Below are 14353 nucleotides of genomic sequence, written 5' to 3' on the forward strand. Positions count from 1 at the left end.
GGACCGATAACGATCATGTAACGGGCGCGAACCTTTTGGTGGGCGTCACTGCTCTCTCTCGGCATCGGCCCGCCGGGGCCAGGAGAGGACGTCGGATGAAGCTGGTGTGGAGGCGGGCGATAGAGGCTCGTGGGCTGCTGCTCGCCGCCGCTGTCGCGGCACTCGTCGCGGTCGCGTTGGTCACCGGGCTCTCCGACTACAACCGCCGGGCGGTCGAGGCGGGCGCCCGCGCGGTGCTCGACGCCGCCCCCGCCGAGGAGCGCAGCCTGCTGATCAGCGGCTCCGGCGGCGCCGACGCCGCCGCGTTCGCCGAGCGGGACCGGGCGGTACGGGAACAGTTCGCCAACGGGCTCGGCGGCGCCCCGGTCACCGTGGCCGGGACCCGCTCCGGGACCGGGCGGGAGTTGACCGGCGACGTGGGCGCCGCCCGTACCGACGACGACCCGATGTTCGCCAACCTGGCCACGCTCGACGATCTGCCCGCGCACGCCGAGCTGGCCGCCGGGGCGTGGCCGGTGCCCGGCAGCAACCCGTTGCAGGTGACGTTGCCGGAGAAGGTGGCCGCGCAACTGAGCCTGGAGGTCGGGGAGCGGGTGCCGCTGTACGACAGGGGCGCGGAGCGCGCCGGCACCGTGGTGGTCGTGGGCACGTGGCGGCCCCGGGACGCCGCCGAGGCGTACTGGCGTCTCGCCCCGGGGGTGGGGGAGAGCCAGGGCGACGCGGAGATCACCTCGTACGGGCCGTTCGCGCTCGACCCGGCCGACTTCGCCCGCACCTTCCCGGGCTCCACCTCGGCGGCCTGGGTGGTCGACCCGGATCTGGTGGCGGTCGAGCCGGCCCGGCTACCCGCCGTGACCACAGCGCTGGACGAGATCACCGGGAAGCTGCCCGGGGCCACCGGCCTGGGCTCCTCGACGCAGCAGGTCAGCCACCTGGACCGGCTCGTCGACCGGCTCAGCCGGGCCGACCTGGTGGGCCGGTCCGCGCTGCTCACCCCGCTGCTGCTGATCGTGGTGCTCGGCGGGTACGCGCTGGTGCTGGTGGCCGCGCTGCTCAACGAGGACCGGCGGGCGCAGACCGCACTGCTACGGGCCCGGGGGGCCGCCCGGGGGCAGATCGCCGGGCTGGCCGTACGCGAGGCGACGCTCGTGGTGGCGCCGGCGCTGCTGCTGGCCCCGGCGCTGACCGGGCAGGCGATCCACTACCTGGGCGCGGACCTGGGGCTGGCCGACGGCGACCTCGCCCGGGTGTGGGTGGTCGCGGTCGGCGCGGCGGTGGGCTGCCTGCTCGCCATGGTGCTGCCGGCGATGCGCCGGGCCGGCACCTACGTGGCCGACATGGCGGCCCGGTCCCGCCCCTCCCGGGGAGCGGCGGTGCAGCGCGCCAGCGTGGACGTGGCGCTGGTGGCGCTCGCAGTGCTCGCCTGGATCCAGCTGCGGCAGTACTCCTCGCCGCTCGCCGGCGCGAACGGCAGCCTCGGCATCGACCCGCTGCTGGCCGCCGCGCCCACCATCGGCGTGCTGGCCGGCGCGGTGATCGCGCTGCGGCTGCTGCCGCCGACCACCCGGATCGCGGAACGCTTCGTCGACCGGCGGACGTGGAACGCCACCATGTTCGGCATGTGGCAGGCGGGCCGCCGCCCGCACGCCGGCCCGGTGCTGCTGCTCGCGCTCGCCGTCGGCGGCAGCACGCTCGCGTGGTCGCTCGTCGCCTCCTGGGAACGCTCGCAGCGCGACCAGGCGCAGCACACGGTCGGCACGGACCTGCGGCTGACCGAACGGGACGGCACCGCCCCCGCGGACCGGGCCGCCCAGCTGGCCGCCGTGCCCGGCGTGGAGCGGGTGCTGCCCGCCTGGCGCGACGACGTACGCCTGGGCCGCGAGGCCCGGCCGGCGACCGTGGTGGCCCTGGACGCCGCCGCCGCGAAGGGGATGATCCGGCTCGACGACGCCGGCGGTGACGCGTCCACCGGGGCCCTGCTGGACCGGCTCGCGAACGGCCGGACCGCGCCGGCCGGCGGCGTCCTGCCCGAGGGGGCGAAGACGCTGTCCGGCACCGTCCGCACGCCTGTCGACAGCATGTTCGACCGGCCTCGGGTGGCGGTGACCGCGTTGTTCACCACCGACGCCGGGGCCACCTGGCGGGTCCGGCTGGCCGAGGCCGGCGGCGACGGGAAGCCGATGCGCTTCTCGGTGCCGCTGCCCGACAGCGGCGGCGCCCCGCTGCGCCTGGCCGGCTTCGAGGCCGACGGCGGCGACGCCACCGGCAGTTCCTACCGGCTGCTCCTGGACGAGCTGCGGCTCACCGATGCCGACGGAGCGGTCCTGCCGGTGCCGGTGGAGGGATCCTGGCGGGTGATCGACCCGGGCTCCGGGCCGCGCGGCACCGCCAAGGCGAGCCCGACCCGGATCGACGGGACGCAGGGCTTCGACGTGCCGGCCGGGCTGCTGCAGTTCGCCCGGGTGCCCTCGTCCCGGTTCGCGCTGGTGCCGCAGGCGCCGGACCGTCCGGTGCCGGTGCTCGTCACCCCCGGCGTGGCCGCCGCGATGAGCCTCAAGACCGGCGACACCGTCAAGCTGTCGGTCGCCGAGGTGACTGTCGAGGTCACGGTGGTCGGCCAGGTCGCCGCGGTGCCCGGCACCGGGGGCGACGGGGTGCTGCTGGACCTGCCCACCGCCACCACGCAGCTCCTCGAACGCAGCGGCGGCGTCCGGCCGGTGGCCGAGTGGTGGCTGGGCACCACGACCGGCGGGCACGCCGCCGCCGCTGACGCGCTCGCCTCGACCGGCGGCACGGTGCTGCTCGACCGGCGGGCGGTGGCCGCGGAGGCCGCCGAGGATCCGTACTGGCAGGGTGCGCGCACCGGGCTGCTGGCCGCCGCGCTCGGCTCGGTGCTGCTCGCCCTGGTCGGCCTGGCGGTCGACGTGTGGGCCACCACCCGGCGCCGGCTCACCGAGTTCGCCGTGTTCAACACGCTCGGCGCGAACACCCGGCTGCTGGCTCGCGCGTACCTCGCGGAACAGACGTTCCTGGCCGCGATCGGCGTCGGTGTCGGCATGCTCGTCGGCGCCCTCGTCGCGGCCACCATGGTGCCGTTGGTGATCCTCACCCCGGCCGCCGGCCGGCCGGTGCCCGAGGCGGCCTTCACGGTGCCCTGGGTGCCGATCGGGACGACAGCCGCCGGGCTGCTGCTCGCCGCGCTCGCCTTCGCCGCCCTCATCACCACCGGCATCCGCCAGCGGGTCGCCGCCGCGCAGCTCCGGATCGGAGGAGAACGATGAGCCTTCCTGGTGCCGCGCGCCGGGTCCGCGCATACGGGGGGCAGTTCCTGCTGCTCGCCGTCCTGACCCTGGTGACCGCGCTGTTGATCACGGGCGTGCCCCGGGTGGCCGACCGGCTGACCGGGCAGGGGCTCACCGAGTACGTGGCCGGTCAGCCGGTGGCCCGCCGGGATCTCGCGTACAGCGCCGGACCGGACGTCGTGCCGGCCTCGGATCAGCCCGTCGCCGCCACCCGGGGGGCCCTGCTCGCGGCGATCGAGGAGAAGATGCCCGCCGAGGTGCGCGACGCGATCGGCGAGCGCTGGTTCGCAGCGCAGACCGTCCCCGGGCGGTTGCGCGGTCCGACGCTGAGCGACGACAAAGGGCTGATCGACCTGCACCTGCGCGCCGGCACCGGCATCCGGGAGGCGGCCACCCTGGTCGGCGGGCGGTGGCCGGAACGCGGCGTCACCCCGGCCGGCGCGATCGAGGTGACGCTCGCCGAGACGATCGCCACCAGGCTGGGCGTCGCGGCCGGCGACCGGTTCCGCCTCTCCCTGCTGGACCGCGACAACAACGTGGTCAACTCCCGCCCGGTCGACCTGGTCGGCGTGTGGCGGCCGAACGACCCGGCCGGCGGTGTCTGGGACACGCTGCCGTCGATGCTGAGGCTCAGCCCGCCCGAAGGCGACGGCGACCCGTTCGTGGCCGTCGCGTACACCGCCGACGCGGGGCTGAACTCGATCACGGCTCGCGAATGGCCGGTGACGTTCGGCTGGCGGTACCGGATCGCCCCGGACCGGCTCGAACCGGGCCGCCTCGACGCGCTGATCGCCGGCGTCGACGGGCTGGACCGCGCCCTGCCCACCGAGGTCAAGGCGACCCTCAGCCAGGGCGTGGACATCCCGCTGCGGCGCTTCGCCGACTCGCTCGCCGCCGCGCGTACCCTGCTCGCGGTCATCGCGGCCGGGCTGCTCGCCACGCTGGCCGGGCTGACGCTGCTGGCCGCCCGGCTGGCCGCGCGCCGCCGCCGCGCCGAGTTCCACCTGATCCGGGCGCGCGGCGGCTCGACCGGTGACGTGCTGCGTCGCGGTCTGGCCGAGTCGGTGCTGGTGCTGCCGGCGGCGGCCGGGATCGGCTGGCTGCTCGGCGGGCTGCTGCCCGGCACCGGGTCGCCGTGGCTTTGGGTGCTGATCGCCGGGCTGCTGGCCACGCTGCTGCCGCCACTCGCCGCGCTCGCGGTCGGCCGCCGCGCCGGTGGCCGCTCCGACCTGGGCGGCCGGTCGCCCGCCGTCCGGCTCACCGTCGAGGTCGCGGTGCTCGGGCTCGCCGTGCTCGGCGCGTTCCTGCTGCGCCGCCGCGGGCTCACCGCCGGTTCGGTGGACCCGCTGCTCGTCTCGGTGCCGGTGCTGCTGGCGATCGCGGCGGCGCTGCTGGCGCTGCGCGCGTACCCCTGGCCGTTGCGGCTGGTCAGCCGCGTCGCCGCCCGGGCACGCGGCAGCGTCGCGTTCCTCGGCACCGCCCGCGCGGGCCGGGCCGCGACCACCGGGCCGCTGGTCGTGGTGGTGCTGGCCGTCGCCACCGCCGCGTTCTGCGGCGTGGTCGCGACCGGCATCGAGACCGGCCGGGACACCGCCGCCGCCCAGGCCGTGCCCGGTGACCTGCTGGTACGCGGGGAGCGCTTCACGCCGGACACCGCCGAGAAGCTGGCCGGGTTGCCGGGGGTACGCGCTGTCGCGCCGCTGCTCACGGTGCCGGCCGAACGCCCCTACTCCGACCGCGCCGGACGTCCCGCCCCGATCACCGAGATGCGTGTGGTGCTGGTGGACGGGGAGCGGTTCGCCGAGGTGGCACGGCAGGCCGGCGTACCGGTGAGCGTGCCCGACCCGGTGCGGGCCCGCGCCGACGGGAGCACGCCGCTGCCGGCGCTGGTGTCCCCGACGGTGGCCGAGGAACTGGCCGACGCCGGGCTCGCCGACGCCCGGGGTGAGCGGCCCGCCTGGCTGGACGTGCAGGGCAACCGGCTGCCGGTGCGGACCGCCGCCACCGTCGACGAGTTCGCGCTGGTCGACAAGGGCGTACGCCGGTTCGTGGTGCTGCCGTGGCCGGCGTTGCCGGCCGACGCGCCGCATCAGCTCGCGCCCACCGGGTTCGTGCTGGCCGGCGCGGGCGTGGACGCCGCCGAGGTGGACCGGGTCGCGCGTGAGGGGCAGAACCGCTACCTGCGCATCGGTGGGGTCGGCACCGGGGACAAGGCCCGCGCGCCGGAGGTGACGACCCGTTCGGCAGTGCGCGCCGACCTGGGCGGCAGCGGCGTGAACGGCCTGCTGGTGTTCGGCTTCGTGCTCGGCGCCGGAGGCGGCGCCGCGCTGGGGCTGCTCGGGCTCGCGCTCGCGGTGCTCGCCGGGGCCCGCTCGCGCGGGCAGGTGCTGTCCCGGCTGCGCACCATGGGCCTGTCCCGCCGGCAGTGGCGCGGACTGCTGATGGTCGAGCTGACGCCGCTGGTGCTGGTGTCGGTGCTCACCGGAGCGGTGGTCGGCGCGTTGCTGCCGCTGCTGCTCACACCGGTGCTCGGGCTGCCCGCCTTCACCGGGGGCGTGGACGTGCGCCCCAGTTTCGAACCCGGCCTGGTGGCCGGGGTGTCGGTCCTGGCCATGCTGGCCCTCGGCTTCGCGATCACCGTGGAAGCCGTCAACAACCGCCGGTTGCGCCTCGGTGAGGTGCTGCGGCTCGGAGAGGAGAGCTGACATGACCGCGACCGCTTCCGGCCATCCGGGCCCGGCGCGTCTCACGCCACGCGACGAACCGTCGTCGGCCGTACCGGACCTGGCGTCGCTGCAACAGCGTGCCGCGCAGCGCGCCGCCGAACGGGCCGGCGGGCGCGACCGGCTGCGCGGGCACATCGTCTGCGACGGCCTGGTGCGCATCTTCAAGACCGAGGGCGTCGAGGTCGTCGCCCTCCAGGGCCTCGACCTGGTCATCGACCGGGGTGAGCTGGTCGCGATCGTCGGCGCCTCCGGCTCCGGCAAGTCAACGCTGCTGAACATCCTGTCCGGACTGGACACCCCCACCGCCGGCATCGCCCGGGTCGCCGACTACGACCTGCTGTCGCTGTCGAACAAGCGGCGGCTGGCGTACCGGCGGGACGTGGTCGGGTTCATCTGGCAGCAGACCGGCCGCAACCTGCTGCCGTACCTGACCGCGTTGGAGAACGTGGAGCTGCCGATGAAGCTGGCCGGTCGGGCCGGCGGCGGGCGCAAGCGGCGGGAACGGGCCCGCGAGCTGCTGGACATGGTGGGCGTCGGCTACTGCGCGGACCGCCGGCCGGGCCAGATGAGCGGCGGCGAGCAGCAGCGCTGCGCGGTGGCCGTGGCGGTCGCCAACGACCCGGAGATCCTCTTCGCCGACGAGCCGACGGGCGAGCTGGACGAGGCGACCGGGGCGGAGGTGTTCGCCGCGCTGCGCACCATCAACGCCGAGCTGGGCGTGACCATCGTGGTGGTCACCCACGACCAGGCCGTGGCCGGCCAGGTCCGCCGTACCGTCGCGATCCGCGACGGCCGGACCGCCTCCGAGGTACGCCGGACCGCGCGCGCCACCGCCGACGGCGGCACCGAGATGGTCAGCGAGGAGTACGCGGTGCTGGACCGCACCGGCCGGATGCAGTTGCCGGCGCAGTTCGTGGAGGCGCTGTCCCTGCGCGACCGGGTCCGGCTCAACCTGGAACCCGACCACGTCGAGGTGCGCCCCGGCGACCGGGCGCACGGCGAGGAGAGTGAGTGATGACCGACCAGACAGTGGTGCTGCCGGCGGGGCCGGCGTCGGCCGTCGAGGACGTGGTCCGGGTCGAGGGGGTGAGCCGCACCTTCGGCAAGGGCGAGCACGCCGTGCACGCCGTGCGGGACGTCTCGTTCGCGGCGGGGCGCGGTGAGCTGGTCGCCGTCCAGGGCCGCTCCGGCGCCGGCAAGACCACGCTGCTGAACCTGGTCGGCGGCCTGGACCGGCCGGATGCCGGCCTGATCCGGGTGGCCGGTCACGACGTCACGGCGGCCGGCGAGCGGGAGCTGCTGTCGCTGCGCCGGGGCACGATCGGGTTCGTGTTCCAGACGTTCGGGCTGGTGCCGATCCTGTCCGCGGCGGAGAACGTCGGGGTGCCGTTGCGGCTGGCCAAGGTGCCGGCGGCCGAGCGGGAGCAGCGGGTGGCGGTGCTGCTGGAACTGGTCGGGCTGGGCGGGCACGCCGCGCAGCGCCCGTACGAGCTGTCCGGCGGCCAGCAGCAGCGCGTGGCGGTGGCCCGGGCGCTGGCGAACGAGCCGGACCTGCTGATCGCCGACGAGCCGACCGGCCAGCTCGACTCCGAGACCGGACGGTCGATCATGGACCTGCTCCGGGCCGTGGTGCACGCCCGGGGCATGACCGCGCTCGTGGCCACGCACGACCCGGCGCTGATCGAGCTGGCCGACCGTACGCTCACGCTGCGCGACGGCCGGCTCGTCTCGGAGGACTGACCCGTCCGCCGGGCCGCCATCGGGGCGGTCCAGCGCCGGACAGCGGAGGGTTGGCGCCTGGTCGCGGCCGGGTCAGAGCGCCAGCTTCATGCCCTCGTGGCTGGCCACGAAGCCCAGGTCGCGGTAGAACCGGTGCGCGTCGGCGCGCTGCTTGTCGGTGGTGAGCTGCACCAGCGCGCAGCCGCGCTCCCGGGCCTGGTCGATCGCCCAGCGCATCATCGTCCGGCCCAGCCCGCGACCGCGTCGGTCGGAGCGGACCCGCACCGACTCGATCAGGCAGCGTTCGGCACCGTGCCGGCCCAGCCCCGGGATGTACGTGAGCTGGAAACAGCCGACGAGTTCACCGCTGTCGTCGGCGACGATCAACTGGTTGCGCGGGTCGGCGTCCAGGTCGGCGAAGGCCCGCTCGTACGCCTCGTCCACCTCGGGCAGGTCGCGGGTACGCCCCAGCACGTCGTCGGCGAGCAGCGCGAGCACGGCGGGCAGGTCGGCGCGGACCGCCTCCCGGAAGATCACCTCGGTCACCCGGCCAGCCTGGCACAGTGCCGCGCGCCGTTGCGGCCCGGGCGGCGTCCCGACGCGTGGTCCGGTCGCTCCCTCTGGTCGTGCCGTCCGGTCGCGTCGTCCGGCTGTGTCGCCCGGTTGTGTCGCCCGGCCGCGGTCGGGCGGTCGCGTCGTTCGGCCACGGCGGCCGGTTGCGCCGTCCGTGGTCAGTCGCCGTCCAGCCAGCTCCGTAGCGCCCACCACCAGTGCACGGTCTCCGGCACCGTGCACCGCGCCCCCTCCTCGACCGGTGGCCCGCCGGTCAGCTCCCGCAGCCGCCGCAGCCGGTAGCGCACCGTGTTCGGGTGGACGTGCAGCGCGGCGGCGGTCTGGTCCAGCCGCTGCCCGTGGTGCAGCCAGGCGAGCGCGGTGCCGGCCAGCTCCCGGTGGAAGCCGTCGGCCGGGTCGAGCGCGCCGAGCAGCGCGCCGCGCAGCAGCTCGGCCAGCAGCGGGTGGGCGGCCAGCGCGGTCTCCCCGGCCAGGTCGGTGACCTGACGGAGCCCGCGCAGCCGCCGGTTGGCCGCCGTAGCCAGCGCCGCCAGGCAGAGCGCGTACATGGCCGGGGCCCGCTCCAGCGGCTGGGCGGGGGACACGAGCGTCAACAGGTCGGCCGGCGCGGCGTCGGGCGGTCGCGGGAGCAGCCCGGCCAACCGGTCCCCGACCGTGCCGAGCAGGCCGCCCCGCGCGGTGAGCTGCCTGCGCAGCGCGTACGCCCGGACCGGGTCCGGCGGCGCGGCGACCAGGCAGTGGTAGCGCCCGTCCGGCCGCAGCCCGAACCGGGTCAGCTCGGCCGGGGGCAGGCCCGCGGGGCCGTCACGCAGCAGCCGCCGCAGCAGGTGCGCCCGCGCCGCCGCGCCGGTGCGCACCAGTTCCCGCTCGGCGCTGCGGTGCCCGTCGACCACCGCCCGCTCCACCGCCGCGGCGTACCGGCCGATGGTGAGCAGCCCTTCCAGCAGCACCTCGTCGGGGATGCCGGCGGCCCGGCCGTGCCGGACAACCAGCTCCACCGCGCGGTCCCGCCCGGCCTGCACGCCGCGCAGCAACCCGGCGACGGAGACGCCCTGCGCTGCCCGGTCCGCGCCCAGCCGGCGGGCCTCGGCGAAGTCCCGCCCGGCCGGATCCTCGTGGCGTTCCAGCGCGCCGAGACCGCTGGTCAGCAGCAGGACGACCTGGCGGCGTACCTCGTCGGCGGGCAGCCGGGCCACCTCGGGGGAGTCCGCGCGGGCCGCCCGCGCCACCTCGTCGACCGCGGCCGGATCGGCGGACAGGTCGCGCAGCAACGCGCCGAACGTCGGGGCCTGTCCGGTCCGGCTCATCGGCGTCCACCGCCCTCCCGTTGTCGATTCGGCACAACCGGGCCGCGCGGGCGTTGGCGTCAGCTCCCTAGCCCCGGCGGCCGGCCGGTTGCTCTCCTGGTTGTTACCGCAAGGTAACACCGCTCGCGCCACTGAGAAACGTCGATGTTCCACCGGCTGCCAGGAGGCGTCCATGACATCCGTGCCACAGCGCCCGTCCCGCTCCCGCCGCCGCGCCGGCCTGGCCGTGCTGGCCGCACTCGCCCTGGTCGCGCCGACGCCGCTGGTGACGGCCCCCGCGCCGGCCGCCGCCGCGGCCGCGCTCCAGGAGGTGATGTTCGTCGGCAACAACTGGGACGGCACCGCCGACGTCATCCGGTCCCGTGGCGACTACGCCAGGATCGGCCGGATCAACGTGATCCCGGACCGCGCCGCGCGGCTGCGCGAGATCTACCTCAACCCGATCAAGCTGGCCTTCTTCCTCGGCATCCGGCAGGGCCCGGGAGAGGGCCACGACCAGCTCATCGACGACATGTACACCACGCCGGACGGCACCGCGCTCGTGGTGTCCCGGCCCAGCTTCGCCGACGTCGTCTCGATCGACCTGGCCACCGGCGCGCTGCGCTGGCGGTTCCCGGTCTCCGGCTACCGCGCCGACCACATGGCCGTCTCGCCCGACGGCACCCGCGTCGCGGTCTCCGCCTCCACCTCCAACACGGTGCACGTGCTGGACATCCGCACCGGCGCACAGCTCGGCTCGTTCGGCGCCGGCGACAAGCCGCACGAGAACGTCTACACCGACGGCGGCACCCGGCTGTGGAACATGTCCATCGGCGAGGTCAACACCGACCTGGACGCGCCGTGGCTCGACTGGACCAAGGGCGACCGCCGGATCACCGTCGCCGACACCAGCACGTACCAGGTGGTCAAGGTGATCGACATGCGGGACCGGCTGGACGCCGCCGGCCGCCGGGACCTCTCCGACGCGGTCCGCCCGGCCGTGTTCACCCCCGACGGCAGCCGGCTCTACTTCCAGGTGTCCTTCTTCAACGGCGTGGTCGAGTACGACGTGGCCACCGACCGCGTCACCCGCGTCGCCACGTTGCCGAAGAACCCGGCCACCAGCGAGGACCGCACCACCTGGGTCAACGACTCCCGGCACCACGGCCTGTCGATGAGCCCCGACGGCACCCGGATCTGCGTCGCCGGCACCATGGACGACTACGCCACCGTGCTGGACCGGGCAACGTTGCGTGAGGGCCCGCTGGTGTCCGCGAGCAAGCCGTACTGGGCCACCGTCAGCGGGGACGGCCGGGACTGCGTGATCTCCGAATCCGGCGCCGACCAGGTCACCGCGATCAACTTCGCCACCGGGCAGAAGGTCGCGAGCGTCCCGGTCGGCGACCACCCCCAGCGCGTCCGCATCGGGCACATCCCGGAGGGATGGACGCCCCCGGCCGCCGGCTGACCGGCGGCCGGACCGTCACCGGGCGGGGCAGCGCAGCCCCTCCCGGGGGACGGTGAGCGAGATCAGGTACGCGTCGACGGCCGACGTCACGCACGACGTCTGCGGGTAGGCGGTGTGCCCCTCGCCCTCCCAGGTCAGCACCCGCCCCACACCGAGCATGGACGCGAGCGCGGGCGTCTGCTCGTACGGCGTGGCCGGGTCACCGGTGGTGCCGACCACCAGGATCGGCGGCGCGCCGTTCGCCCGGCCGGTCGGGTACGGATCCCGCTCGCCGGGCCACTCCACGCAGCCCAGCATGCCCACTGCCAGGGCGGGACCGAACAGCGGATACTTCTGCCGCCACTGCGACTGCAACGAGCGGACCTGCTCGCGGGTCGGCTTCTCGGTCTCGTCGGCGCAGTTGACCGCCAGATTGGCGTCGAACAGGTTGGAGTAGTGCCCGTCGGGCTCGCGGCCCGCGTACGCGTCGGCCAGCTTGAACACGCCGTCCGGGTCGCCGCCCTGCAGGTCGTCGATCGCCCGGGCCAGCTCCTGCCAGCCCTGCTCGGTGTAGAGCGACGAGATCACCGCGTAGAAGACCCATCCGGCGGTGGCCTTGCGGCCGTCCTGCGCGCGTACCGGGGAGGCCTTCGCCTTGGCGATCGCGTCCGTGACCGCACCCCGCGCGTCCGGCGCGATCGGGCAGCGGCCGGCGTTCGCCGCGCACCACCTGGTGAAGTTGTCGAACGCCCGCTCGAAGCCCTTCGCCTGGCTCTCCGACCCGGCGATCAGCTTCTGCTGCGGGTCGACCGCGCCGTCGAGCACCAGGGCGCGCACGCGCTGCGGGTAGAGCTGCGCGTAGGTGGCGCCGAGCAGCGTGCCGTAGGAGTAGCCGAGGTACGTCAGTTTGTCGTCGCCGACCGCCGCGCGGACCGCGTCCATGTCCCGCGCGGCCTGCTCGGTGCCGTAGAGCGGGAGCTGGTCGCCGTACTTCGCGCCGCACCGCTCGCCGATGCGCCGGTTGAGGCCGACGAAGCCGTCGAACGACGACTGGCTCTCCGGGTCGGGGTCGGAGCCGAAGCTGGCGTCCAGGTCGGCGTCGGAGATGCACTTGACCGGGCTGGACCGGGCCACCCCGCGCGGGTCGAAGCCGACGATGTCGAACCGGTCCGTGATCGCCGTCGGCAGGCCGCCGAACGCCGGGCCGAAGGACAGGTAGACGGCGGTGTCGACGCCGGATGCACCGGGACCACCCGGGTTGATCACCAGCGAGCCGATCCGGTCGCGCTGCTTGGTCGAGCGGGCCCGGATCAACGCGATCTCGAACGTCTCGCCGGCGCCCGGCCCGGCGGTCGCGCCGGTGGTGGCCCCGCTGCCCCAGTTACGCGGCACGGCGATCCGGGCGCAGTCGTAGCGCATGTCCGCCGCTCCCCGCCCGACCAGCTCGTCGGGCACCTCCGGGCAGGCCCGCCACTCCGGCGCGGTGCCCGGCGGGGCGGCCTCGCCCTCGCTCTCGGCGCGCGGGGCGAACGCCGGCAGCGTGCAGCCGGCGGTGAGCACCACCGCCGCGACGAACGCGGCCAGGACGGGCCGGAACCGACGGGTCCGGTCGGGGAAGCGGGTCACGTGGGCACCCTCCATGATCGTGTCGACCGTCAGGCTACGCCCGGCCGCGGGTGTCACCGACCGTCGCCGCCGGATCGCCGCGCAGCACCTCGTCGACGTCGTAGCGGATCGGGCGGTCGAGCTGACCGTAGTCGCAGGAGCGGGGATCACGGTCGGGACGCCAGCGCAGGAACCGGGCGGTGTGCCGCAGCCGGTCGCCCTCCATCGCGTCGTACGCCACCTCGACCACCAGCGCCGGGCGCAGCGGCTCCCACTCCAGGTTCTTGCCGCCGGTCCACCGGCTCACCCCGCCCGGGATGCGCTGACCCCGCTCGTGGTCGCCGTGCACCCACGGGTGCTCGCCGCCGACGTCGCGGTAGGGCTCCAGCTCGTCGAGCAGCTCCTTGCGGCGGGCCATGGTGAACGAGGAACTGACGCCGATGTGGTGCAGCACGCCGTCGTCGTCGTAGAGGCCGAGCAGCAGCGAGCCGACCACCGGACCGGACTTGTGCCAGCGGAAACCGGCCACCACCGCGTCCATCGTGCGCGCGTGCTTGACCTTGAACATGAGCCGCTTGCCCGGCTCGTACGGCAGGTCGGCCGGCTTGACGATGAGCCCGTCCAGCCCGGCGCCCTCGAACACGTCGAACCAGCGGCGGGCCGTCTCCGGGTCGGTGGTCACCTGCGTCACGTGCACCGGCGGGCGCACCCCCGACAGCGCCTGCTCCAGCCGCTCGCGGCGCCGGGGATAGGGCTGACCGGTGAGCAGCTCGTCGTCGATCGCCAGCAGGTCGAACGCGACGAAGTCGGCCGGGGTGGTCTCGGCCAGCAGCTTCACCCGGGAGGCGGCCGGATGGATCCGCTGGGCCAGCAGCTCGAAGTCGAGCCGCGGCTGCCCGCCCGGGCCGTCCCGGCGGATCACGATCAGCTCGCCGTCGACCGCGCACCGGGGCGGGAGCTGCCGCCGGGCCTGCTCGACCACCTCGGGGAAGTAGCGCGTCATCGACTTGCCGCCCCGGCTGGCCAGCTCGACCTCGTCGCCGTCGCGGAACACGATGCAGCGGAAGCCGTCCCACTTCGGCTCGTAGGTCAGGCCGTCGTCGGTGGGCAGCTCGGCCACGCTCTTGGCCAGCATCGGCTCGACCGGAGGGTTGATCGGCAGGTCCACGGCGACCAGTCAACCAGACCCCACCGACAGTGGTGAGGCAGATCACCGCCGGTGGTCGGGCGGCGTGTCCTGCCACGGCCGCGTTCGTCACCGCCGCCCGAATGGTGAAACCGCAGGTCAGAGCTACCGTCGCGGCGTGCCGGAGTGGAGTTGCGGATGCTGCGGGCGCTGGCGGGTCAGCGTCGAGTTGATCCACGGCCGCTACCGCTACCGGCTGGCGCACCGCTATCCGCCCGAGCACGGCGGCGGCGCGAACGTCCTCGGCGAGGTCGGCTCGGTAGCCGAGCTGGAACGCCTGCTGAAGCGGTACGCCCCGGTCACCCTGGCCGACCTCCACGAAGCCGCCTGACCGCCGTAACCGAACGGCCGTCCCTCGTCCGCCGGCCGCTCCCGATTCCCGGCTCCGGCTCCCGGCGAGATCTTGGTACCAAGCGGCCCCCATAGGGCCCCCTTCCTACCAAGATCTCCACTGCTCCCACTTCGCGGAACATCAATCCCGCAGGACGGGGGGCGCTTCACGTGGCAAC

Annotated in this window: 10 protein-coding genes; 6 read left to right on the forward strand and 4 right to left on the reverse strand. The window is 75.1% G+C overall.

The window, feature by feature from the left end; translation table 11 throughout:
• Positions 1-95: 95 nt before the first annotated feature.
• From F8279_RS25885 to F8279_RS25900, 4 genes are read left to right on the forward strand one after another with little or no spacing between them, the layout of a single operon-like run.
• Positions 96-3281 (forward strand): FtsX-like permease family protein, encoded by a 3186-nt coding sequence (locus tag F8279_RS25885; RefSeq protein ID WP_151501323.1) that lies wholly within the window; start codon positions 96-98, stop codon positions 3279-3281.
• Positions 3278-6007: an FtsX-like permease family protein gene (locus F8279_RS25890; RefSeq protein WP_151501324.1), complete on the forward strand. Its 2730-nt coding sequence runs from the start codon at positions 3278-3280 to the stop codon at positions 6005-6007. Before F8279_RS25885 ends, F8279_RS25890 begins: the two co-directional genes overlap by 4 nt.
• A 1-nt stretch (position 6008) precedes the next feature.
• Positions 6009-7043 (forward strand): ABC transporter ATP-binding protein, encoded by a 1035-nt coding sequence (locus tag F8279_RS25895; RefSeq protein WP_091420041.1) that lies wholly within the window; start codon positions 6009-6011, stop codon positions 7041-7043.
• Positions 7043-7768 (forward strand): ABC transporter ATP-binding protein, encoded by a 726-nt coding sequence (locus F8279_RS25900; protein WP_091420044.1) that lies wholly within the window; start codon positions 7043-7045, stop codon positions 7766-7768. The genes F8279_RS25895 and F8279_RS25900 overlap by 1 nt, the downstream gene beginning before the upstream one ends.
• Before the next feature lie 72 nt (positions 7769-7840).
• Here F8279_RS25900 and F8279_RS25905 read toward each other — a convergent pair whose 3' ends face one another.
• A complete protein-coding gene (locus F8279_RS25905) occupies positions 7841-8293 on the reverse strand; it encodes a GNAT family N-acetyltransferase (RefSeq protein ID WP_151501325.1) in 453 nt (150 codons plus the stop codon).
• A 185-nt stretch (positions 8294-8478) separates the two neighbouring features.
• Positions 8479-9627: a helix-turn-helix domain-containing protein gene (locus F8279_RS25910; RefSeq protein WP_151501326.1), complete on the reverse strand. Its 1149-nt coding sequence runs from the start codon at positions 9625-9627 to the stop codon at positions 8479-8481.
• Positions 9628-9799: 172 nt separating this feature from the next.
• Here F8279_RS25910 and F8279_RS25915 point away from each other — a divergent pair, with 172 nt between their 5' ends.
• Positions 9800-11074 carry a YncE family protein gene (locus tag F8279_RS25915; protein WP_151501327.1) on the forward strand — a complete coding sequence of 425 codons (1275 nt, stop codon included), beginning with the start codon at positions 9800-9802 and terminating at the stop codon, positions 11072-11074.
• A gap of 15 nt (positions 11075-11089) precedes the next feature.
• Here the strand turns inward: F8279_RS25915 and F8279_RS25920 are convergent, their stop codons facing one another.
• Together F8279_RS25920 and F8279_RS25925 are read right to left on the reverse strand one after the other, a co-directional pair.
• Positions 11090-12679, reverse strand: a complete 1590-nt coding sequence (locus tag F8279_RS25920; protein WP_151501328.1) for an alpha/beta hydrolase — start codon at positions 12677-12679, stop codon at positions 11090-11092.
• A 34-nt stretch (positions 12680-12713) separates the two neighbouring features.
• A complete protein-coding gene (locus F8279_RS25925; RefSeq protein ID WP_091420051.1) occupies positions 12714-13826 on the reverse strand; it encodes an ATP-dependent DNA ligase in 1113 nt (370 codons plus the stop codon).
• Between the two features lie 136 nt (positions 13827-13962).
• On the opposite strand from F8279_RS25925, the gene F8279_RS25930 reads away from it, so the two are divergent.
• Positions 13963-14175: a hypothetical protein gene (locus tag F8279_RS25930; protein ID WP_091420054.1), complete on the forward strand. Its 213-nt coding sequence runs from the start codon at positions 13963-13965 to the stop codon at positions 14173-14175.
• The last annotated feature ends 178 nt before the right edge of the window (positions 14176-14353 follow it).

The organism is Micromonospora sp. AMSO1212t (genome assembly GCF_008868145.1).
In the GTDB taxonomy this organism is placed as follows: Bacteria; Actinomycetota; Actinomycetes; order Mycobacteriales; family Micromonosporaceae; genus Micromonospora; species Micromonospora tulbaghiae.

Coding starts and splice junctions, on each gene's coding strand:
- F8279_RS25885 (WP_151501323.1), top strand. CDS start 96: ATGAAGCTGGTGTGGAGGCGGGCGATAGAGGCTCGTGGGCTGCTGCTC.
- F8279_RS25890 (WP_151501324.1), top strand. CDS start 3,278: ATGAGCCTTCCTGGTGCCGCGCGCCGGGTCCGCGCATACGGGGGGCAG.
- F8279_RS25895 (WP_091420041.1), top strand. CDS start 6,009: ATGACCGCGACCGCTTCCGGCCATCCGGGCCCGGCGCGTCTCACGCCA.
- F8279_RS25900 (WP_091420044.1), top strand. CDS start 7,043: ATGACCGACCAGACAGTGGTGCTGCCGGCGGGGCCGGCGTCGGCCGTC.
- F8279_RS25910 (WP_151501326.1), bottom strand. CDS start 9,627: ATGAGCCGGACCGGACAGGCCCCGACGTTCGGCGCGTTGCTGCGCGAC.
- F8279_RS25915 (WP_151501327.1), top strand. CDS start 9,800: ATGACATCCGTGCCACAGCGCCCGTCCCGCTCCCGCCGCCGCGCCGGC.